The 19,338-nt window shown below is 61.5% G+C and carries 21 protein-coding genes and 1 tRNA gene; 9 read left to right on the top strand and 13 right to left on the bottom strand.

Annotated elements, in window-relative coordinates:
• Positions 1-75 precede the first annotated feature (75 nt).
• From AC3WJM_RS02690 to AC3WJM_RS02680, 3 genes are read right to left on the bottom strand one after another with little or no spacing between them, the layout of a single operon-like run.
• Positions 76-1,527: an SCO6880 family protein gene (locus tag AC3WJM_RS02690; RefSeq protein ID WP_492271135.1), complete on the bottom strand. Its 1,452-nt coding sequence runs from the start codon at positions 1,525-1,527 to the stop codon at positions 76-78.
• Positions 1,520-2,917: a type IV secretion system protein gene (locus tag AC3WJM_RS02685; protein WP_492271134.1), complete on the bottom strand. Its 1,398-nt coding sequence runs from the start codon at positions 2,915-2,917 to the stop codon at positions 1,520-1,522. The genes AC3WJM_RS02690 and AC3WJM_RS02685 overlap by 8 nt, the downstream gene beginning before the upstream one ends.
• 11 nt (positions 2,918-2,928) lie before the next feature.
• A complete protein-coding gene (locus tag AC3WJM_RS02680; protein WP_078108165.1) occupies positions 2,929-3,216 on the bottom strand; it encodes a hypothetical protein in 288 nt (95 codons plus the stop codon).
• Positions 3,217-4,072: 856 nt separating this feature from the next.
• On the opposite strand from AC3WJM_RS02680, the gene AC3WJM_RS02675 reads away from it, so the two are divergent.
• Positions 4,073-4,321, top strand: a complete 249-nt coding sequence (locus AC3WJM_RS02675; protein ID WP_492271133.1) for a DUF4236 domain-containing protein — start codon at positions 4,073-4,075, stop codon at positions 4,319-4,321.
• 82 nt (positions 4,322-4,403) lie between these two features.
• On the opposite strand, the gene AC3WJM_RS02670 is transcribed toward AC3WJM_RS02675, so the two are convergent.
• The 3 genes from AC3WJM_RS02670 to AC3WJM_RS02660 are packed head-to-tail and all read right to left on the bottom strand — an operon-like array spanning position 4,404 to position 7,195.
• Positions 4,404-5,522, bottom strand: coding sequence for a C40 family peptidase (locus AC3WJM_RS02670; RefSeq protein ID WP_492271132.1), 1,119 nt, complete (start codon positions 5,520-5,522; stop codon positions 4,404-4,406).
• A complete protein-coding gene (locus AC3WJM_RS02665; protein ID WP_492271131.1) occupies positions 5,522-6,247 on the bottom strand; it encodes a hypothetical protein in 726 nt (241 codons plus the stop codon). Before AC3WJM_RS02665 ends, AC3WJM_RS02670 begins: the two co-directional genes overlap by 1 nt.
• A gap of 51 nt (positions 6,248-6,298) precedes the next feature.
• Positions 6,299-7,195, bottom strand: coding sequence for a hypothetical protein (locus AC3WJM_RS02660; RefSeq protein ID WP_492271130.1), 897 nt, complete (start codon positions 7,193-7,195; stop codon positions 6,299-6,301).
• Between the two features lie 191 nt (positions 7,196-7,386).
• On the opposite strand from AC3WJM_RS02660, the gene AC3WJM_RS02655 reads away from it, so the two are divergent.
• On the top strand, positions 7,387-7,710 hold the full coding sequence (locus AC3WJM_RS02655) for an ArsR/SmtB family transcription factor (RefSeq protein WP_234749182.1): 324 nt from the start codon (positions 7,387-7,389) through the stop codon (positions 7,708-7,710).
• Here the strand turns inward: AC3WJM_RS02655 and AC3WJM_RS02650 are convergent.
• Entirely contained in the window at positions 7,664-8,134 is a 471-nt protein-coding gene (locus AC3WJM_RS02650) for a hypothetical protein (RefSeq protein ID WP_492271129.1), read from the bottom strand. The two genes, AC3WJM_RS02655 and AC3WJM_RS02650, sit on opposite strands and share 47 nt — an antisense overlap.
• Between AC3WJM_RS02650 and AC3WJM_RS02645 the strand changes: the two genes are divergently transcribed.
• From AC3WJM_RS02645 to AC3WJM_RS02630, 4 genes are all read left to right on the top strand, one after another.
• A complete protein-coding gene (locus tag AC3WJM_RS02645; protein ID WP_492271128.1) occupies positions 8,063-8,713 on the top strand; it encodes a winged helix-turn-helix domain-containing protein in 651 nt (216 codons plus the stop codon). The two genes, AC3WJM_RS02650 and AC3WJM_RS02645, sit on opposite strands and share 72 nt — an antisense overlap.
• Entirely contained in the window at positions 8,710-8,925 is a 216-nt protein-coding gene (locus AC3WJM_RS02640; RefSeq protein ID WP_492271127.1) for a helix-turn-helix domain-containing protein, read from the top strand. Before AC3WJM_RS02645 ends, AC3WJM_RS02640 begins: the two co-directional genes overlap by 4 nt.
• A 171-nt stretch (positions 8,926-9,096) precedes the next feature.
• On the top strand, positions 9,097-10,116 hold the full coding sequence (locus AC3WJM_RS02635; RefSeq protein WP_492271164.1) for a tyrosine-type recombinase/integrase: 1,020 nt from the start codon (positions 9,097-9,099) through the stop codon (positions 10,114-10,116).
• 372 nt (positions 10,117-10,488) lie between these two features.
• Positions 10,489-12,945 (top strand): hypothetical protein, encoded by a 2,457-nt coding sequence (locus AC3WJM_RS02630; protein ID WP_492271126.1) that lies wholly within the window; start codon positions 10,489-10,491, stop codon positions 12,943-12,945.
• Between the two features lie 546 nt (positions 12,946-13,491).
• On the opposite strand, the gene AC3WJM_RS02625 is transcribed toward AC3WJM_RS02630, so the two are convergent.
• The 5 genes from AC3WJM_RS02625 to galU form a co-directional block, all read right to left on the bottom strand.
• A tRNA-Ala gene (locus AC3WJM_RS02625) sits at positions 13,492-13,564 on the bottom strand.
• Positions 13,565-13,595: 31 nt separating this feature from the next.
• Positions 13,596-14,396 (bottom strand): SDR family oxidoreductase, encoded by an 801-nt coding sequence (locus AC3WJM_RS02620; RefSeq protein WP_492271125.1) that lies wholly within the window; start codon positions 14,394-14,396, stop codon positions 13,596-13,598.
• Between the two features lie 6 nt (positions 14,397-14,402).
• Positions 14,403-15,128 (bottom strand): hypothetical protein, encoded by a 726-nt coding sequence (locus AC3WJM_RS02615; RefSeq protein WP_492271124.1) that lies wholly within the window; start codon positions 15,126-15,128, stop codon positions 14,403-14,405.
• 309 nt (positions 15,129-15,437) lie between these two features.
• The gene (locus tag AC3WJM_RS02610) at positions 15,438-16,058 is read right to left on the bottom strand and encodes a GNAT family N-acetyltransferase (RefSeq protein WP_284991345.1); all 621 of its coding nucleotides are present in this window, start codon (positions 16,056-16,058) and stop codon (positions 15,438-15,440) included.
• Positions 16,059-16,064: 6 nt separating this feature from the next.
• A complete protein-coding gene (gene galU, locus AC3WJM_RS02605; protein ID WP_441437642.1) occupies positions 16,065-16,970 on the bottom strand; it encodes a UTP--glucose-1-phosphate uridylyltransferase GalU in 906 nt (301 codons plus the stop codon).
• 117 nt (positions 16,971-17,087) lie between these two features.
• On the opposite strand from galU, the gene AC3WJM_RS02600 reads away from it, so the two are divergent.
• From AC3WJM_RS02600 to cpaB, 3 genes are all read left to right on the top strand, one after another.
• Complete coding sequence (locus AC3WJM_RS02600) at positions 17,088-17,693, top strand: 5-formyltetrahydrofolate cyclo-ligase (protein ID WP_441437643.1); 606 nt, start codon at positions 17,088-17,090, stop codon at positions 17,691-17,693.
• A gap of 154 nt (positions 17,694-17,847) precedes the next feature.
• Positions 17,848-18,111 (top strand): FmdB family zinc ribbon protein, encoded by a 264-nt coding sequence (locus AC3WJM_RS02595; protein ID WP_059387425.1) that lies wholly within the window; start codon positions 17,848-17,850, stop codon positions 18,109-18,111.
• A gap of 200 nt (positions 18,112-18,311) precedes the next feature.
• Entirely contained in the window at positions 18,312-19,067 is a 756-nt protein-coding gene (gene cpaB / locus AC3WJM_RS02590) for a Flp pilus assembly protein CpaB (protein WP_492271123.1), read from the top strand.
• Positions 19,068-19,086: 19 nt separating this feature from the next.
• Here the strand turns inward: cpaB and AC3WJM_RS02585 are convergent, their stop codons facing one another.
• Positions 19,087-19,332, bottom strand: a complete 246-nt coding sequence (locus AC3WJM_RS02585; protein ID WP_445286177.1) for a hypothetical protein — start codon at positions 19,330-19,332, stop codon at positions 19,087-19,089.
• Between the last annotated feature and the right edge of the window lie 6 nt (positions 19,333-19,338).

Genomic DNA, 19,338 nt, shown 5'->3' with positions numbered 1-19,338 from the left:
CGCCCCGCCGTCGTTCTTTCCGCAAACGACGGCTCCCGCCCGACGGCAGGTACTGAACACTCTGGACAGTCCGCGTCATCGCAGCCCTCTCCCGAATGGAAGAGCCCCGGTGACAAACGCAGCCCACTGCTGCCCGGCCAGCAACCGCAACTCAACGAACGCACCAGCGGCCGCCGACTCAAGTTCCTGTCTGTACATTGCCAAGTCCTCGAGCGTGGCCGCCGTAATCGTGACGTACGCTGCCGGGCGCACGTCCCCGTGGCCGGCGACGATCTCTTCCTCTCGCTGGGCCACTTCTTCCTCCTCGGCTCGCTGCTCGCGGGTGAGTGGCCTGTCGAACCGTGTATTGATCCGCCGCCGGGTTTCGTGGGCTTCCTGGGCGGAACGGATGTCCCTCAATGCCTCGGTCGTGGGCACGGCCCTAATCACCTCGGTCACGGTGTGGCGGAAGTCGCCGACGTAGATCAGTGGATGCAGGAAACCCGGGAAGACCTTTTGCCGCGGCCACTCAGCTACCCAGAACGTTTGATGAAGACCCGTATCCGTCCGGACGTAGGTCCAGTGCTCCTCAACGGCCATCGGGCCAGCGGTAGCTTCTTGTGAGCGCTGGTCCGATGGTGACGCAAGCGCGGCCGGATCAAAGGCACCACGAACAACATGAAGGAGTCCGTCCTCGGGGAGCCATTCCTCGACTCTGACGCCATGCGTCCCCAGCCCGGTTGTCAGAGTCTCGACTTCCAGGCGGAGCACTCTTTCGGTGCCGACGATTCCCCCGCCGGATTCCTTGATCCGGCGTCGGGCCTTGGCTGTGTCTATCACCAGGGCTACCAGGAGGTCGTGACTCATGGCTGAGCCTGCCGCCGAGATCAGATCCTCGTACGCCCGTCGGCCCCAGCTCAGCTCACCGTCGCCGATCGGTTCCACGGCGCGGTCATAGAAGTCCCGGAGGGCGGTCGAGGGATAGGGAACGGTGTAGTCCTGGACGGCGATCCGCGCGACGCTTGTTCGTTGGGCCATGCCGGCTTGCACGCGCGACCAGGCCTGCACTGCCCACGCTTTGTCATCGGTATCCAAGAGTGCGAACGACCGGGTGCTGCAGCGCAGCACCGCTATCGCCTCCCTACCGCGGGCGTCCACGATGAAGGACTCGCCACGCACCGTCCGGCGCAGCTGCAGATTCCCCAATCCACCCGGAAGCGCCAGCCGACCAGCCAAGGCCGCCCGCTCCGGCCTGACGAGAAACCTTGTCTGTTTGACAACGGCTCGATAAAAGAACAGGACAGCGTGGCTGGCCCATACCGGATACGGAATCCGCGAATATTGCAACAATCCGAGGAGCATCATGGCCAACCACAACGGCCCGGAAGCGAACAGGCCACCCGGGCCGTCGATTGCAGATGCCACGCTCGCGACGAGAACCCCGGCCGCCAGCCACAGCAGCTGGTACCACCTCAAACCCATGAACAAGCCTCGACGCTCGTAGCGCGGAAACTTCACAGGCTTGAGCGTGCGTGAATTTTCAGACACGGGAATCACCGTCCTTCGAGGGCTGCGTGACCGTTTGTGAGCGGGGCAAATGTGGCGACGTAGGCGCTATGGATGGAGAGGCCTTGGGAACCGGCGAGGGATGCGACGCTGAAGGAAGAGGCGGATCGTCAACGGTGCGGGAAACCGGCCCCGCTGTCGGTGACCCCGAATTCGATCGCCGCTGCCCGCCAACACTTTGCGCCCGATGGGATGTTTGATCCGGAGCCGACGGCGCGGCCTCGAGCATTGCTGCTGGTTTCCCACCGGGACTCCGCGACGGCTTAGCCTCCGAAACTGTCCCCGGCCGCGGCTCTCTTGGCGGCAATACCTGTGGCGGATTCTGCGGGCGGCTCGACGGGATCGGCCGGGTTATCGCCGAGCGGCTGGCCATCGCCGCGAGCGTGAATCGGCCGCCGGTCTGCCGGCTGATTTGCCGGGCGGTAAAACCGGTGCTCCGCGAGAGGACATGCCCTCCTCCGGCGGTCTGGGCGGCCGCAGCGAGCTCGCCTCCTGCGAAGCTGACCAGCTTCAATGCCATCAGCGGGGCACCGCAGGCAAGCGCCATTCCGACCATGCCGGCAGCCAGTCCGGCGAACGACTTCGACTCGGCGAAGAGTTTGATAGCAACTGCCAAAACGGTCGCGGCCAGGGGCTTGGCCAGGAGCAGCGCGACGACGATCTCGCACCACCGCCGCCCCCACGATCTGGTCTTCTCCCAAGGCATCAGCATGAGAGCGACCGGGGCGACGGCGGCCAGAACGATGAGCGCGAACGACCTGAAGATCATCGAACACATCAGGATGAACGCCAAAATCCAGACCACGACGACGGCCATCGCCGTCACGATCACCCCGCCAGCCGCGCCATTTCCCGAACCTGGAGAGAGGGAGACGATATTCCAGTCCCGGCCTGATCCCGCCGGCGCGCGCTCGAAACCGAAAAGCCGCATGAACAGCACGTAGGGATCAGATCCCATCGAGGCGAGGAGCGCCTCGGAAGCTGAATCACTCACCTTCGTAAGCTGCCGGGCCAGGTAGACCGCACCGGCGACCATCGGAAGGGCGACTGCGCCACCGACCAGGGCCCTCACCAGGCGGCGGGGCTGCTGGCTGATCAGCCCGGAAACGAGCTGGAGGATCATCGCGACGACGAGCGGGGTCATCATTACGATGACCCACCAGTTCGTCAAGCCCTCGACAGCCGTCCACTGCGAGTCATCCACTTTCGAGACGCTGAATGCTCCCGTGATGAATGACCAAATCCACGACGCGATGTTCTGGAGAATCTCGGCAAAGAGGGACGTGACCGAGCCCATGACGCCGTCGTTCGCCTGGGAGACAAGACCGCAGCCGGGCGGCCACCATCCGTTCAGGTCACACTGAACCGGCATGACAACACGGCCTAAAATCCGAGTGGGAACGCCGACTGGGACCAGAGAATGTAGCCGTTGATCCCGCCCAGGATCGCCGCCACCGGCCCGGTCCAGAGCAAAATCATACCGCCGCCCGAAGCCAGACGGGACGACTGGCTCAACTTGCCCGCCAGGAGCATTGCTGCCCCAACGATCGCGACAATGGCGATCACGATGAAGGCACCGACGAGAATGCCCCCACCGATCTCCTTCAACGAGGCAAGAAAAGGAAAGTTAGGGTTCGGGGTGATCCCGGGGTCTACCGCCGCCAACAACATTGAGTGCTCCGTCCGTCGTCTTCCAGAGGAATGAGCTGCTTGGGCTCACGACTTCATGGAGGCGACGGCGTGGAGCGACATGACGAGGCGATTTCTTTTCATGCATTCCAAATGCCACTTATATCCTGTACTAATGAGTGGACTTGTCTATCGCGAGCGGCGCATGCCCGGCTCTCATAAATATTGGGGAATAGTTTGAAAACCATTCGATCTCTTGGCCGCTCCACACAGGTGGGCTTGGCCGTTACGCTGCTGCTGCTTATTTTGACTTTTACAACAGGCGCCCCCGCAGTATGGGTCCTGCTCCTTTTCCTTTTGCTCCTCGTGACGGCTTTGTACACCATGGTCACTGGACGGCGATCCTGGGCCCATCTTCCGAGCCGCAAGTTAGGCCTGGCGGCATTTGTGGGTAGCCTGGTCATCGGTTTCGTCGCTATGAGCGGAGCCGTCGCTGCCACTCCCGTTGCGCCGACTTCGCATGTGCAGCCTTCCACCTCAAGCCAGCCCTCCACGGCTCCGACTTCAACTTTGGCAAGCCCGAGCCCATCGCCTTCAGATACTCCCACCTCGAGCGCGGCCGTTACACCAACTGCGTTGCCCACTCCGACACCAACACCTTCCTCGACACAAGCCATCGCCACCGAGCCAAGTACACCCGCCGTTGCACCCGCAGTGCCTGCGGCACCCGTCGTCCCGGCAGCACCCCCAGCCCCAGTGGCGCCACCTGCCGCAGTACCCGCTGCCCCAGCAGCCCCTCCGGCTCCAGCTCCAGCAACAAACCTGGTGCAAGGGGTGATCCCTGGCGCTTTCTGCCCGAACGCCGACGTTGGAATGCAAGGAATTTCCGCCGCGGGAAATGTTTACACCTGCGGAGGCAAAGGCCCGGACAAAAATGGCCACTACCACTGGAACTCATAAGGAGAGCTCGATGGGCTTCATATTCCGCAAGAAAATCCGGCTTGGAAAACGGTCCGCTCTCAACCTCTCAAAATCAGGCGGTTCGGTATCCGAGAGGATCGGGCCACTCACTTTGAATAGCCGAGGACGCATAACAGTGCGGCTGCTTCCTCGCCTGACTTTTCGTTTTGGCGGAAAACGGCGTTGACCGTCAGCCTTCTGGGTTAGCCACACCTCAAAGTCGTGACTCCCAATGATTGCTGAGTCTCAGCACTGTCCCGAGGATATGCCTACGGAACCAAATCAAAATACGCGGTCCCCGAGTTCCAATCGACAGGGTGCAACAAAGTCCCAACAGCTGGGTTAAGAGCGCTATACATCGTGCCATCACCGGCGTAAATGCCGACGTGTCCCCAGTTGTTGGGTCCCTGCGGGTTCTGCACCACTAGGTCCCCAGGCTGCGGATTGTCAGTTTGACGCCCAACGGTCCACTGATCTACACGTGGGAGGTCGATTCCCACCTGCTTATAGATCCATTGGACGTAGCCAGAACAGTCCCACGCTTTGAACGCCGTTCCACCCCACACGTACGCCCCGCCTAACCCTTCCTGAGCGAAGTACAGGATCTCCTTCCGGATCTGGCTCAGATTCGTCGGCATGACCGGGGCCGCCGACCCGTAAGGCGAGCTGTCGCAAGAAGCTGGTGGAGTACCACCTTCGAGCGCGTCAACGATGGCTGTTGCTTCAGGTTCCCAGCGCGCGTAGAGCTCGGGAAAGGCCGACACTTGGACAGCTTGGGCAGCCTCGCCCTTGTCCATGGACTGCCAAGTGGGGACATCAAGCAGCCCGGGCGGGCTGCCGTGGTTCGGACCGCCCGGTCCGCCGTAGAAGGCGCGCGCGTTGTAGGTGGGGTCCATCAATTGTTCAATGGTCCCCCATCCGGCGGTTGGACGTTGCTGAGCGGTGCCAACGGAATCGTGATCGCTGCCGACGCCGTCGTGCCGAATCAGGAGCGAAGCGGGAACGCTCGTGTTCGCCAGGACTCTTAGTCCGGATTCCTGGAGGGCCATCATGATCGCGATGATTTGGCCGTCCCTCGGCACTCCCATTTGCTTTCCGACGGCAACGTAGATCCGGGCGACCGACACCTGTCCCGAAGTTAGGGTGGTCGGAGCCTGGCCGTGTGGCTGAATCTCGAGACCACCGATTCCATCCGCGGGCGGGCGGTCATCGGCCATCGCACCGAACGAGCAAGTGCCAGCGGTGGTCGCCGAGTTGGCGGCAAACACTGCCACTCCAGCGCAAAACGCAAAGGCACAGATCAGGGTCACTGCCATAACCACAGCCGTCGATGCCCGCAGAATAGCCCGGCGCTTCGCCAAGCCGGCCAGAACCGCGGGGGCAGGCATCAGTAGACGATCCTGCTCGGGATCGCGTAGAAGCCAACGACAACACAATGATCGATCGGGGCTGTACTGGCCGGTGGACAATTCACCATGACGCTCACGGGAGCCGCATAGGAGTTGCGGTCCGAGTTCGATTGATCCACAACGCTCAGAGTGGCTGTGCAGACGTGGAGGCCTACCCAGGGCGCCGGGTGGTCGCGCACCTTGGCCAGCTCGTCGTCGCACACAAGAGACCGGATCGTCGCCGAACGGCGCGCCTGCTCCCCCGCCAAGGTTGCGTAGGTTCCCGCGTTGACGCCGGTCGCTTCGAACTCCTGTACAAACACCGTTAGGGGGTTGGACCCGTCCGGCAGAACGTCCCACCAGTCTCGGAGCCGGGAGTAGACCTCGGAGTACGACGCCGTTCGCGTGTCCCAGGTGTAAATCGCCATCGCTGCCGCGCCAGCGAGTCTGCGATAGTCCGTCGTGCGCGGTTCGCCGATCGCGGGTGGAGTCTCCAACGCGGAAGCTGCGGTCGGCGATGCGACCGGGGAGAAGGTCGATGACGTCGCCGGTCCAGTGGGTGCCGGGCCCGCCGTCGAAGCCGGAATGGGCTCCGTTCGAGTCCCACCTGAGGGACGCGCAAGAATGAACATTGCCCCCGCTACGCTCAGAATTGCCAGGACGCCGATCCACCAGGACCGCCGTTTCACTGAACCCAGCAGGATACCCCTCCGCAACAGCCCCATGTCTGCCTCCTCGTCGCTTTCATTGCGAGCAGCACGGCCTCACGACATGACTCAGCAGGCGGGCGCCATTCCATTCCGGAGAATCCTCCACGACGCCTGATACAGCCGCCGAGCGAAACCGATTTGCACAGCCAGATAGCGATCGGTAACTCCTAGCTCGACGGCCAAGGATTGCAGGGCTCGGTTTCTCTCCGGCCCATGAACATCGCGACGAACAATTTCTGCTGCGACTCGGCGCAGCACCGTAGTCGGCAAGCATTCAGCAGCGTGCTGGCAGACGTCGTCGATGCTTTGTAACTCAGAAGGCTCAACCTCCAGAGCCCTTTGAACAGTCCGCGCCGTCTGGCGCACCACTGTCACCGCATGCCATCTACGTCGGTCCTGTGACGACGGCGGTCCGTACCGCCGAGGACTGTTGAGGCTGTCTAAGGCAAGTTCCCAAATCCCCTCATGCACGCTGGCGTGGGTGAGGGCGACAATTGTTCGCGCCCACTCCTGGTCGACAACCCCTTCGGCGCCTCTATCCCCGCTCCGGTCGAGCCCCAAGACCGCGAGCCCGTTCGACGGGGTCGGGCCGTCGTCGCCCGGTTCTACCAGGAGCGGTAGCGTCTGGTGGGATAGCTCGTGACGAATATGCGCCGCGCACACATTGGCAGTCACGCCCTGCACCCACGCCTCAAAGCGGACGCCGGGGAACTGGCGGTAGTGGCCGCGGGCGACTCCGTCCCATACAGCCACCCGGATGTCTTGCATGACGTCGTCGACGTCGCACGCCCGGCCGATCCGGGACAGGTGGGAAACGACATACCGCCGCACTCCCTCAACTGCCACCATGATCTGGTCAACCGGGATCTGAACAGGGTCGGGTGGCCTGTTCAGAGATACATCAATAGTGGTTGTTGGTGGTTGCTTCTGTTGGGCTTGATTCGCCCTGGCATCGAGACTCATGGTCTTCACCGCTTAGACAAACAGATTCCAGTAACTCTGCCGCGGGCTCCCCCGGGACCTACGGGTAGCAGTCTGCAAGCGACACCACCCACAATCGCAATAAAGCTATACAAACTATTGTCAAGAATAGTTAAAGTATCGTCAAGACTGCAAGACTTACTTTTTCGCATAAGTTCGACCAGAATGGATCCATGCCACGGATTACGCAGCCTCACGACGACGCCTGGTCGGCCGACGTCGAGGCTGCCGTCGCGACATTCGGCAACAGATCCCGGAATGAGATCCTCCGGTACCTTTCAGCGCACGGCCCGGCAACCCGCGGAGACATTGTGGACGCAGTGAGCGCCGGCGAACCCAGCGTGGCCAAGCACCTGCTGGCTCTCGAAGAGTCGGGGGCGATCGTCGTCGATGTTGAACCCGGCCGGAGGCACGGCCGTTCACCGCGCTACTCAGCCAACCCTGAGCGGATCAAGGAACTACTGGCGGCTCATCTTCAGTATCTGCTGGAGGAGTAGCCGCAGCGCGTTCCCCTTCAGGATGGAGGCCAATGTCCTTGTTGAGGAACTCCGAGATGGCGCGCAGCGTTTCCGGTGACACATCCCCCAAGGTCCGGGCAGCAAAAGACTTGACCCGGGAGGCACGCAAAGACTTGACGAACTCAAGCTGCGAGTCGATGCGATCCGGCAGCGCGTCGTCACCGCCGACCAAATAAGAGGCATCGACATTGAAGATGTCGCACAGGCCGGTCAAAAGGACCGGGTCTGTCACCAGTCGACCGGATCCTTCCTTCATGTAGAACCAGCGGGCGCGGGAGAGTTTGATGCCTCTGGCGGCCAGTTCCGTCTGAACTTCCTTGAAAGTCACCGGATGCCCGCGCTCGGCAACGACGACGTCGAGCAACAGATTCAGACGGCGGGCAAGTTGCGCCTGGGGAGACAACGAGTCGCCACGTCGTGCCCCATCTTCCCGCATTACCCACTCCTCATCGTCAGCTGTCTGCGCCGACCGGCCCCGCTCGAACCGGAGTCTTGCTGCGTCCCAGTATTCCGTGGGTGGCATGCCCGGGCAATCAAAAATGGTGCTTACTGCGTATCTCTTCCATCAAGACTTCCCACGGCGTACCCTGCTGCTGTAGACCCGTCTACAGCAAAACCGTCATTGATACTCTGGCAGTTGGTCTCCATGTCGAACATCCTGATGAACAAAACGCGAAGCCAGATCGTCCGGTTCCTAGTCAGAAACGGACCGGCCACATGCACGGAAATATCGACTGGACTGCAGACTTCGTCGTCCACCATCCGCCGCCATCTCAATTTGCTGCATCGGGTCGGTCTGGTGCAACGATCCTCCGGGGAGTTTGATGCCTCCCCCGAACGAGTCCAGGGTCAGATCAATGACCTGGGCGCGAGCTTCCACAACACCGTCATGCCGCCTATCCCGTCCGCTCCCATGAACGAGGAAACACGGCGGGCCCTTCCGCCAGCGATCAACCCGCGGACACGACGGAGATACAGATGACAACGACGCCAGAACGCAGCATGACATCGGAAGCTGCCGAAGAACAATGGCTGACCCCGAAGGACATCTGCACCCAGTTGCAGATTCCTGAGCAGACCTTTTACCAGTGGCGCGTGAAGCACCTCGGCCCACGGGCCTACCGAATCGGCCGACATCTCCGGATCAGCCGTAGCGACTTCAACTCGTGGTTGTCCTCCCGCTTGGAAGCTTAGATGTCCCCGCGACCACCGCTTCCACTCGGTACCTGGGGCAAAATCCGCCGCCAAAAGGTCCCAGGCGGCAGGTGGCGGGCTACTGCCAGATACCGCGACACAGACGGAATAACTCGGGCTGCTGAAGCCTGGGGAGACACCGGCGCTGCTGCAGAACGGGCTCTCGTGACCATGCTCAAGGACCGGCAGACCCCGATCAAATCCGAGATCAACCGCAGCATGCGGCTGTCGGAGCTCAGCGCCTTGTGGTTCGCCGAAATCGAAAGCAGCGGCCGCGCCGGTCGGCGGACGATCGACGGCTACAAGGACACCTACAAGCGTGTAATAGCACCTGCGTTATCAGGGCTGCGACTGAACGAACTGACAACCGGCCGCCTCGACCGATTCTTGAAAAGCGTGGCCGTTGACCATCCGGCCACCGCGCGACACTCAAAGATCGTTCTCACAGGAATCATCGGGCTGGCCGTAAGACACGATGCCCTCCACAGCAATCCGATCCGTGACGTCGGACCCATCAAGGTCGCAACGAAGAACGTCAAAGCCCTCTCTGTCAAGGACGTTCAGAAGCTCCGCACGATCATCCGCGACTGGCAGAACGACCCTGCCCAAAAGGGGCGGCCCCGGACAACAGATCTGCTTGATGTGCTGGACATCTTCCTCGCAACCGGTGCCCGCATTGGCGAGGTCCTAGCTATCCGGTGGCAAGACGTCGACCTGGAGGCAAAGCCACCAACCATCACAATCTCTGGAACGGTTGTGATGGAAAGGGGGCAAAGCGCCTACCGGCAGGACCATCCCAAGACAAAAGCCGGTTTCAGGACGATGAAGATACCCCCTTTCGCCGCGCATACTCTCGAGCGCAAGTACGCGACGGAACAGCCTATGCCCGAGGATATGCTGTTCCCCTCATCTACCGGAACCGTGCGGAGTCCTCATAACTTCCGCAGGCAGTGGCGGGACGCGCGCGCAGGCTCGCCCTATGAATGGGTGACTCCGCACGTCTTCCGAAAGTCCGTGGCAACCCTTATTGACAAGGAATACAGCTCCAAACATGCTGCTGCGCAGCTCGGTCATTCAGGAACCGCGATTACGGAAAAGCATTACATCGCCAAGGCGACCGAGTCCCCGGACCTTACGGCGGCACTTGAGCGATTTGGCAGCCAAGAACCGGACAGTGGTCCTACCGTATGAATCCGGAGCAAACTGACAGGGCTCGCTCTGTTTGCGCCCGTAGACTTTCGGGACTGGCAAACCGTCGCCGATTTGTCAACCGCCATCAGTGGGTCTGACTGGCCAAACTCACTAGAGATCGGGGCCAGGGGGTCACCCTCGACGCCCAGCGCGGATCGTGTTCCGCCGGTCTCCTGACTGACTGTAAGACCCCGAAGGCCGCCGCCGCTCCATGCTCGCCGCTACCGCATGAGGACCGACCGCACTGTCTTAGGCACCCGGCCGACTCACTATGTCACGCTTCTTCGGCACTCGTCCTAGGCTGTGATGACGGCGTAGGCGACTACGGACCCAACGCGCGATGTGGCGTTCACCCAACGGAAGAGAGCAAACATGGCAAGGAAGGCTAAGAGTCTGCCTGACGGGCGGATTATCACTGCCGACGACGAAGGTATGCAGTCTGCCTTTCAGAGCATGGCGGCTACCCTTGCCAGCCTCCACCCAGGCGAAACACTTCTCGACTTTGTAGCTCGCGGGCCCGAAGTGATACGCGAGAATGTCAAAGCGATTACTAAGGCGCTCCGCAATGCGGACGCTTTTGATGTCATCGAACTGATGCGGCTTCGCGAAACCCCGATGGTGCTCGAGGGTTATAGAGAGAGCCTCTCCGATCAGCGGCTCGCGGCGGTCGAGTTGGTCGCACTGATCCTGCTCGCACGAGGCGTGCGCGTTTTGCCGGACGCAGACCCGAACGCAGCGCGCCCCGCCCAAGTAATTCCCGACCTTCACGAACGCGCGGGAGTATTGCTCAGTGTGGGGCAGTTCATGCTTCTGTCAGACGGCGAGACAGAGAAATTCGGCCCCCTGACAAGCTTGGCGGCTACATATGTAGGCCACGAGCTCAACGTGAAGTTCAAGCAATATGCGCACGTTCATGATCGGCTTAATGAAGCACTGTTCAGCAGCAAGCTCCTCGGAGATCTCCTTCTCGAAGCCTTTGGTTTTACATACGAGGATTTCTTGGCTGTTCGCGAAGCCATCAAATCGGTCTATTTGGACCGCTTCTTTGCAGCGAGAGACATACTCGGCGAAGTCGCGCAGGAGTGGGAGACCGGCGGTCGGAACGACCAGTCGCCTGAACGTGTTGAGCAAGGTAGAGCGGCCTGGTCCGATCTCATGTTCTTTCCAGGGAAGCGCGCGAGCTTCACGGCGACAGAGATCGCGGATGCATCATCCGTTCCAGCAGATCGTGTAGAGCGCGTACTTGAGCGATTCAGCGTCTCGTTCGGCGCGGAGCGCGACCCCGTCGCCTTGATCGAGTCCTTCTTGGCAGGCGACAATCCTTTCCGGAATGCGTCACTTATCGCTGACGACGCCGGCAATTATGTGACCATGAACGTGCCCATCGGCACAGATTGTTTCCGGCAGGTTATTGAGGCCGAACTCAAGAAGAACTCGACCCGGTGGCGGCGGTACGAGAAGCGTCGCGTGACGGTAAGCGAACAGTTTTCCGTTGAGTATCTGACGAAGCTGCTCGGAGCACACGCCACCCATGTGAACCTCAAATACTTCAGGCCGAATCCTGAAGTTGACCCAACGCAGTTAGGCTCAACGGCAGTCGAAATCACATCCATCGCCGAGCAGACAGAGTCCGATTCACTGTTCCTTATTGAGGATGTCGCGGTCTGTGTTGAGGTCAAGGGTCGAAGTGTGTCGCATCAGGCGCGGGGCGGGCACGTTCAGCGCCTGACCGGAGACCTCAAGTCCACGGTGGGCGAGGCCACCGATCAAGCTCTTCGACTCGAGGGACTGATTCGCACCAACGGTGGGCTCTGGCTCGAGGATAAGAGCTGGCTCGATTTATCCGGAGTCCGAGAGGTGCGATCCATTGCAGTATGCCTCGACGACATTGGCCCCCTCGGCACGGCACTCGATGAACTGGTCCGCGGGAATGTCATTAAGAGTGATCGATTCCCATGGATTGTCTCGCTGCATGATCTCGCGATCATCGCGGAGGTACTTGACCGGCCAGCGGAGTTTCTTCTTTATCTTCGCCGCCGCACCGAGTCGGAGGTTTCGCTTAAGTTCTGGGCCATCGATGAGCTCGATCTGTTCATGCTGTTCTTGTCCGGACAGTTATACGTGGAACCCGACCCAGACCGTGTCAGCGAGGAGTTTTTGGGAGTCCGCCGTCCATCCGCCGGTGATAGGCGGAGATATCGCAGCAGAGCCGTCCCGACGCGCGTCATGACGCATACGGATCCGCTCGATGCCTGGGTCTATTACCAAGAGGGGTCGGTGCAAGAGCCGGCATCCAAACCCGTCTTCGAATCCCATCCCGATGTGCTCAACCTCGTCGACTTCTTACAAGATGGGAAGAAGCCCGGATGGTTCCGGTTCTCCGCAGATTTGCTGAATCTCGGCGGCGACTCTCAAGAAGACCTCTCCCGTCAGATGAAAAACCTCATCACCACGACGAAGAATGACGGCCAGCCACACAGCCTTTTCGTCGGCTTCGCCGGTGCCTGGGGTTATCCGACGCTTTTCATCGGCACTCAACCAAACGGGATGGCTCAGGCGGACGCGAGTCACAGACTGGCAACTTATGGGACAACTAAGAAACACCAAATCAAGTCAGATCGAGCCCTCATGGTTTTGTTGGATCAACGCGGAAGTATTCGATCTGTGCGCTACGACAACAGCCCACTCGGAGACCATCGGGATCTTGATGCGCTCAGCCACGCAATAGGCCTATTACCCCCGGAATTCACAGCGAGAGCAATACCGCCGTCTGCTCGAAGAACCACGAAGCGATTGAACGCTGGTAAGAAAAAGCGCAAGCGACGGTAGACGTGCGAAAGACCTGTTACCACAGCAGCAATCACGCCCAACTCACCGGCCGCCTGTCCTCGAATCGGTTGGGCGAATCGGCGGCAAATTGGCCCTGAGTCGTGCCTGCACGGCCGAAAACGCCTCCAGGCTGGCCGCCAACTCCCGTCGGCTGCTCGGATAAGTTGTCCAATCACCGGTGCCAGCTGTGTTTAGCGGCTGCAGGTTCGGCATCGAACCGGACTGCAACTCCCTGGCGCGCCCAATCCTCCCACCCGCTTGAGCGCGGCACAGGGGGCTGACTCGTGCCCTTGGCGAGCCTCTCGCAAGCGAGCCGACGACGGTCAGTGTCCGCCAAGACCGGAGCAAATCATCTTACGACGGGCTTCTCGGACATAGTTTGCTGAGGGCGACGGACACCCGAACTCCAAGAGCAACCCTCAACGATCGCCATCGTCTGCCACTGGTTTTCATCCCAAAACGTCGGGTAAACGTCGAGTTAGCCCCATTTTCGGCACAAGAAATGTCCTCCCACCCAACGTTTCCGCAGGTCAAAGGGCTTCACTGTGGAGCTAAGGAGATTCGAACTCCTGACCTCTTCGATGCGAACGAAGCGCTCTACCAACTGAGCTATAGCCCCTGGTCAACTGTGCATTGCCAGTGTCCCTAGGCTACAAACTATCTTCGCGCTTTGCCAACCACGACTCGAACGTGTCTGTCCCGGTCCGCTGGCTTGGCACCAAATTCAGTCCGTTTCGAAGATATTTGCCCATCGCTCCGGGCAACGGCACCTCTACGATCCGTCCAGAACGCCCGGTCGCCTTGAGCCAGATCTCAGCGAGTTCACGCATGGTCCGGATGTCCGGTCCGCCGATGGTTCGTGTCCGGTGTCGCTCAGCGGAAGGTTCCCCCATGGCCTCGGCAAGCAACTCCGACGCCACGTCCAAAGGCGAAATCGTTTGAAAGCGGGCACCCTTGAAGACCGGGATGAGGCGAATTTTCGCCGCGGCCTGGAAAACCGCCGTCAGGAGGCTGTGGAACTGGGTGGCCCGCACAACAACCGTCTCAAGCGCAGAATTCTCGTAGACCCGTTCTTTGTCTGCCTTGGAGACATAAAACGCCGCGTTGCTCTGGTCGCAGTTGATGATCGAGAGGACAACAGCCTTGCGGACACCGGCACCGGAGGCCGCAGCGAGCAGGCGCGCGCCGCCGTCGGCGAAATTCTTGAGGGCTTTCCCGAACTGCCCTTCCAAGCAATCGATCACGACGTCGGCCCCGTGCAGGGCTTCTGCCAGCCCGGCCCCTGTGGTGACGTCAGCCTGAAAGTAGCGGGCGCCGTCGTGATGGGCTGTCGACGTGCCCGACGGCGGCCGGCGGCTCAGCACCGTCACGTCGAGTCCGGCGTCGAGCGCCAAGCGGACGACTTCACGGCCCACCTGTCCCGTGCCACCTGCGACGCAGACGGTAGTCAAGGGAGGCTATGCCCGGCGGCGCTGCAAAACGTCGTCGAGGTTGCTGAGGGCACTCTGGGGCTTGCCGTGCTGTACCTGGACCGACGGACCCGCGGACGGCGCGCTGGCCGGCTTCAACGTCGGCTTGCCTAGCGGCTTGGGGGCCTCAGGCAAGTCGAGGGGTTCGGGCGCCGGTCGAGGCGCCTTGGCGGCGTCGACGTATGTTGGTTTGGGTACGTCCACCGGCCGCCATTCAGACTCTTTGGATTCCGCCGTAAACCGGACTGTGTTGTCGCCCGCGGCGACGGCAACGTTAAGGGCGGCCTGACGGAGCTCGACGGCGGTCAGTCGGGTGGCCTCACGGGCGTGGGCTTCGGCGTCGAAGATCTTGGTCGCAGGCCGGTCCGACGCCGGCGCACTTTCTCGGGGGCTCTCGACCGCGGGACCCATTGCATTACGGAAGGCCCTGTTCATCTTCGCCCGGCGGTCCCTGATGGCGAGCCGGCGAAGCAGGAAAACGGTCCCGACCACACCGACGATGGATGCCAGCGGCAGCCAACCCGAAACGAGGCCAAGAATGCGAAGAACGCCTGAAACGGCCGCCGTGAACAGCAGGAGGAGACCGCCGAGTGCAAGGGCGCAGCGCCCGTATCTGACTTTGAAGACCGCCGCATCCGATGCAGCATCACGCCGTTCGCCGGCGCCGGCCGATACCTCGGGCAATGCGGTTGCGGTGCTCTGCATGGTTTCCATTGCTTTCTCCTGCCGAGGGGTGATTGACAGAACCACCCCGGCTTGCAGTTCATGAGCGTCTTCGTCGATGACATCTGCCGGGATGTCACCGGCCATTTGGACGTGGTTGTGACGATTCCGCAGTATGTATGGCGCAACCCAAACAATCCACAGCGCGACAGCAATGACCAATATCACCGAGCTGCTGAGAGGGAAGTCCACAATGAAAACCGTAGAAGGAAATACGCAGAGGCCGCCGCATTGCCCACGGTGTGTCGTCGGAGAGTCGGCAAATCAATGGATTTACCGGCTCTCATCCACCTTGGCCGACTAGTTGGCTCCGCGTCTCAGCCAAGCGGCCAGCAAACCGCCGGGGACCTCTTCCGAGGTCAACGCAAAGCTTCGGTGGTCAGCCCATTCCCCGTTGATGTGGAGGAAACGCTCACGGCGGCCTTCGTCACGGAATCCCAGCTTCTCAACGACGCGTAGGCTCGGCCCGTTCTCGGGCCTGATGTTGATCTCCATCCGGTGCAGGCCCAGAGCCTCAAAGCAATGGTCGGTGGCCATGGCAACCGCGGTGGGAGCTATTCCGCGGCCGGCCCGCGCCTGGTCGACCCAATAACCAAGCGTGGCCGTCATCGCCGACCCCCACATTATCGAGGAGACCGTGAGCTGCCCGACGATCCTGGGCTCGGGGAACCCGGGAATGCGCTCCGTGATCACGAACGGAAGGGCACTCGCTTGCCGAGCCTGCGAGTTGAGGGAAGCCACCATCTGCCGATAATTCGGCAGGCGACCGCCAGGGGCCGGGTTGGAGGCCTCCCAAGGCGCCAGCCAATCACTGTTGCGTGAGCGGACCTCGGTCCATTCCTTCTTGTCCCGGTAGTGAATGGGACGCAAGATGAGGTCGCCGCTCTCCAACGTCACCGGCCAAATGGCCGACCCCCACACGATGAGCTACTTGCTGAGGCCGGCGGCGAAGCCGGGCAACCACTCACGCAGACCGGGACCGAGATCTTCGCTGTCGCACGCCAGCTGGACGCAGGCTTTGAGGTAGCTCAGCTTGTCCCCGGTGTCGTATCGACGGCCACGGAAGACCACTCCATACACGCCGCGGCCTTCGCCCTCCTCGGCGGCCAGGACCTGGAGGGCATCCGTCAGTTGGATTTCCCCGCCGCGTCCCGGCTCGGTGTGCTCAAGGACGTCAAATACGGCGGGGTGAAGCACGTAGCGGCCAATCACGGCCAGGTTTGATGGAGCTTCATCTGCGGCTGGCTTTTCCACAAGCTGCTTGATCCGGACGTAGCCGTCTTCGCCGATATCCTCGATGTCAGCGCAGCCATAGGAACTGATCTGGGAGGGCTCCACCTCAATGAGGGCTACGACGGATCCGCCGGTCTTCTGCTGGACCTCAATCATGTCGCTGAGGAGAGTGTCCCGGGCGTCGATCAGATCGTCACCGAGAAGAACCGCGAACGGTTCATAGCCGACGTGCTGCTTGGCACGCAGCACCGCATGGCCCAAGCCCTTCGGGTCGCCTTGGCGAACATAGTGGATGTCGCCCAGGCCGCTCGTGGCCTGTACAGCGTCCAACTTTGTGAGGTCTCCCTTGGCCTCAAGGGTCGCTTCAAGAGCCGGGACACGGTCAAAGTGGTCTTCCAATGCGCGTTTGTTGCGTCCCGTGATCATCAGGATGTCGTTGAGGCCGACGCCCACGGCTTCCTCAACCACGTATTGGATGGCCGGCTTATCGACCACCGGGAGCATTTCCTTGGGCATGGCCTTTGTAGCCGGCAGGAATCTGGTACCGAGCCCCGCAACGGGGATCACGGCCTTGCGGACGGCGCAGCTATTGGAAGTCACCGGACTAATCTAACGGAAGGAGCTGGACATTGGGCAAAAGAGTCCCGGGGCGCACAGCGGTGAAGCTCCCTTTCCTGCCCATCCCCGGGCCGCACAGCAGCAAGAACTGGAGCAAAGATGACTTTGAAGGACGATATCCGCCGGGACAACCGCAAGCGCAGGCTCACCTTGACCGCGCAACAGCGTGCTGACGCTGGAACGGGGATTGCCCGCCATGGCCTCCTGTGGGCGGATGCGGTTACCCAAGGGAATCCGTCGACTTTCGCGGCTTATGTCGGCGTGGCTGCCGAGCCGCCGACAATGCCCTTGCTCGCTGCGCTCCACGCCGCCGGGCACCGGGTCCTCCTTCCCGTCTGTGAACCGGAACGGCATCTGAGCTGGGTCTATTGGACACCGGAAACGTCTTTTGTCCGCTCGAACTACGCCCCGATTGACGAGCCCATTGGCGAACGATTCGACAGTGGCGTCATCAAGGATGCGGCTGGAATCTTCCTTCCGGCCACCGCGGTCGATGAAAGCGGAAACCGTATCGGGCAAGGGGGCGGTTACTACGACCGGCTCCTCGACAAGCTCGACGCCGACGGGCAGCGTCCGCCGACTGTCGCCGTCGTATATGACCACGAAGTGCTGCCCGCGGGGACGATCCCCGCACAATCATTCGACAAGCCGGTGGCCGAGGCACTTACCCCTTACCGGGTTGTACGCCTGGTTGCGGCGGCTTGACCGAGTTTGAGGTCTGTCTACTCCGCCACATTCCGTAGTAGCGGCCTCGACTCCGGATGATAGAATTGGCACTCAGGCCCTGCGACTGCTAATGGACGGAACAATCCGCCTTGGCAGCACAGGACCTGCAGTTCGTCCCGGAGGAGGATCACCAGTGCCCACATATGCCTATGCCTGCAAAGACTGCGGACATGCCTTTGACATCGTTCAGGCTTTCACGGACAGCTCGCTGTCCGACTGCCCTGAATGCCAAGGGTCGTTGCGTAAGAAGTTCAACAGCGTGGGCGTCGTCTTCAAGGGATCGGGCTTCTACCGCACCGACTCCCGGGATTCCAAGGGAAGCACCGTTTCGGCCGCTCCCGCCGCACCAGCTGCGTCTCCGGCTCCGGCGTCGGTTCCGGCGGCTGCCGCGAGCTGATAGCGTTTCCGGCTGCCCCCGGTTTTCCACATAGCACGACGTTTCCACATAACTCAACGTTTCCACATAGCTCAATAGGGCCCTGCCACGGGACCTGCGTGCCCCGTTAGCGTGGCACCATGCCAAAAATCCCGAACGTATCCCCGGGCCCTGTGCCTGCCGGATCTTCGTCGCTCCCGCGCGATAGGATCCCGTCGCCGATGAGCATGGCCCGTACGCGTCGCCTTCAGGTTCTTCCTTTCAGGGCGGGCGGGCGCCTCGGCGCTCCCACGCGACAATCCGGGCTTCGACGCTTCGCTGGCTGGCTAAACCACAACCGCCGCCTCGTGGTGGCCCTTCTGCTATGCGTGGCCGCCGGGATCGCGGTCCACCAGCTGACTCCCCCTTCGGAGCAGCGAGTCACGGTCCTGGCCGCCGCGCGGGATCTTCCTGCCGGGTCCACTTTGATGGATTCCGACCTCAAACCCCTCGAAGTCCTTCCAGATGGAGTTCCCGCGGGGGCGCTCTCCCCCAAAACCGGATACGGCGGGAAGCAGCTTGCCTCGCCCCTGCGAAAGGGGCAGATCCCCACGGACGCCCAACTCCTGGGACCGGGCCTGCTCACCGGCACCGCACCCGCGACGGCGGCCGTTCCACTTCGCATGGCCGATCCCGCTTCAATCCAGCTCATCTCGCCGGGCCAGGTGGTCGACGTTGTGCTCACCGCAGCAGATGGGCCTGAAGGGCCCGGCAAGAAATCCGAACTCCTGGCATCTGCGGTCCCGGTCTTGTGGACGTCCGGGCAGGGAGGCAAGGCCACCCAATGGTTGGGCACGAACGAGGCGGACGGCCTTGTGGTTGTCGCCGCCAATCCGCAACAGGCCGAAATCCTCGCCGGAGCTTCCACGCGAGGGAAACTGTTCTTTGTCCTCGTCAATCCCTCTGACAACCGGCAATCCCGAGCCCCGGCCGGATAACCACGAGCAAATGGAGGGTTCAGCCCCAGTGCGGGGGCCTTTGCTCCTTCAGCCAGGCGTCGTGGTCATAGCCAGGCTCATCGCCCCAACGGCGTGGATCATCCTCGGAGGCTTTCTTGGGCAGAATACTCTCTCCTGCCGGCTTCCGCTCCGGTGCGGGCTTCACTTTTGTTTTCTCCTGCCCGTCCAACTCCGCGTCAGGGCCCAGCGCATCGGCACTGGTGTCCGCAGCGCGCTTGGATTGAGTGCTTTTGCTTTCCGCCATTGCGCT

Source organism: Arthrobacter sp. FW306-1B-G06A, assembly GCF_058781765.1.
The sequence above is the reverse complement of the archived record's forward strand: the minus strand, read 5'-3'. Positions and strand labels throughout refer to the sequence as shown.

Coding starts and splice junctions, on each gene's coding strand:
- AC3WJM_RS02685 (WP_492271134.1), bottom strand. CDS start 2,917: ATGCCGGTTCAGTGTGACCTGAACGGATGGTGGCCGCCCGGCTGCGGT.
- AC3WJM_RS02680 (WP_078108165.1), bottom strand. CDS start 3,216: ATGTTGTTGGCGGCGGTAGACCCCGGGATCACCCCGAACCCTAACTTT.
- AC3WJM_RS02675 (WP_492271133.1), top strand. CDS start 4,073: ATGTTTACACCTGCGGAGGCAAAGGCCCGGACAAAAATGGCCACTACC.
- AC3WJM_RS02670 (WP_492271132.1), bottom strand. CDS start 5,522: ATGCCTGCCCCCGCGGTTCTGGCCGGCTTGGCGAAGCGCCGGGCTATT.
- AC3WJM_RS02665 (WP_492271131.1), bottom strand. CDS start 6,247: ATGGGGCTGTTGCGGAGGGGTATCCTGCTGGGTTCAGTGAAACGGCGG.
- AC3WJM_RS02660 (WP_492271130.1), bottom strand. CDS start 7,195: ATGAGTCTCGATGCCAGGGCGAATCAAGCCCAACAGAAGCAACCACCA.
- AC3WJM_RS02655 (WP_234749182.1), top strand. CDS start 7,387: ATGCCACGGATTACGCAGCCTCACGACGACGCCTGGTCGGCCGACGTC.
- AC3WJM_RS02645 (WP_492271128.1), top strand. CDS start 8,063: ATGCCCGCGCTCGGCAACGACGACGTCGAGCAACAGATTCAGACGGCG.
- AC3WJM_RS02640 (WP_492271127.1), top strand. CDS start 8,710: ATGACAACGACGCCAGAACGCAGCATGACATCGGAAGCTGCCGAAGAA.
- AC3WJM_RS02635 (WP_492271164.1), top strand. CDS start 9,097: ATGCTCAAGGACCGGCAGACCCCGATCAAATCCGAGATCAACCGCAGC.
- AC3WJM_RS02630 (WP_492271126.1), top strand. CDS start 10,489: ATGGCAAGGAAGGCTAAGAGTCTGCCTGACGGGCGGATTATCACTGCC.
- AC3WJM_RS02615 (WP_492271124.1), bottom strand. CDS start 15,128: ATGGAAACCATGCAGAGCACCGCAACCGCATTGCCCGAGGTATCGGCC.
- AC3WJM_RS02600 (WP_441437643.1), top strand. CDS start 17,088: ATGACTTTGAAGGACGATATCCGCCGGGACAACCGCAAGCGCAGGCTC.
- cpaB (WP_492271123.1), top strand. CDS start 18,312: ATGAGCATGGCCCGTACGCGTCGCCTTCAGGTTCTTCCTTTCAGGGCG.
- AC3WJM_RS02585 (WP_445286177.1), bottom strand. CDS start 19,332: ATGGCGGAAAGCAAAAGCACTCAATCCAAGCGCGCTGCGGACACCAGT.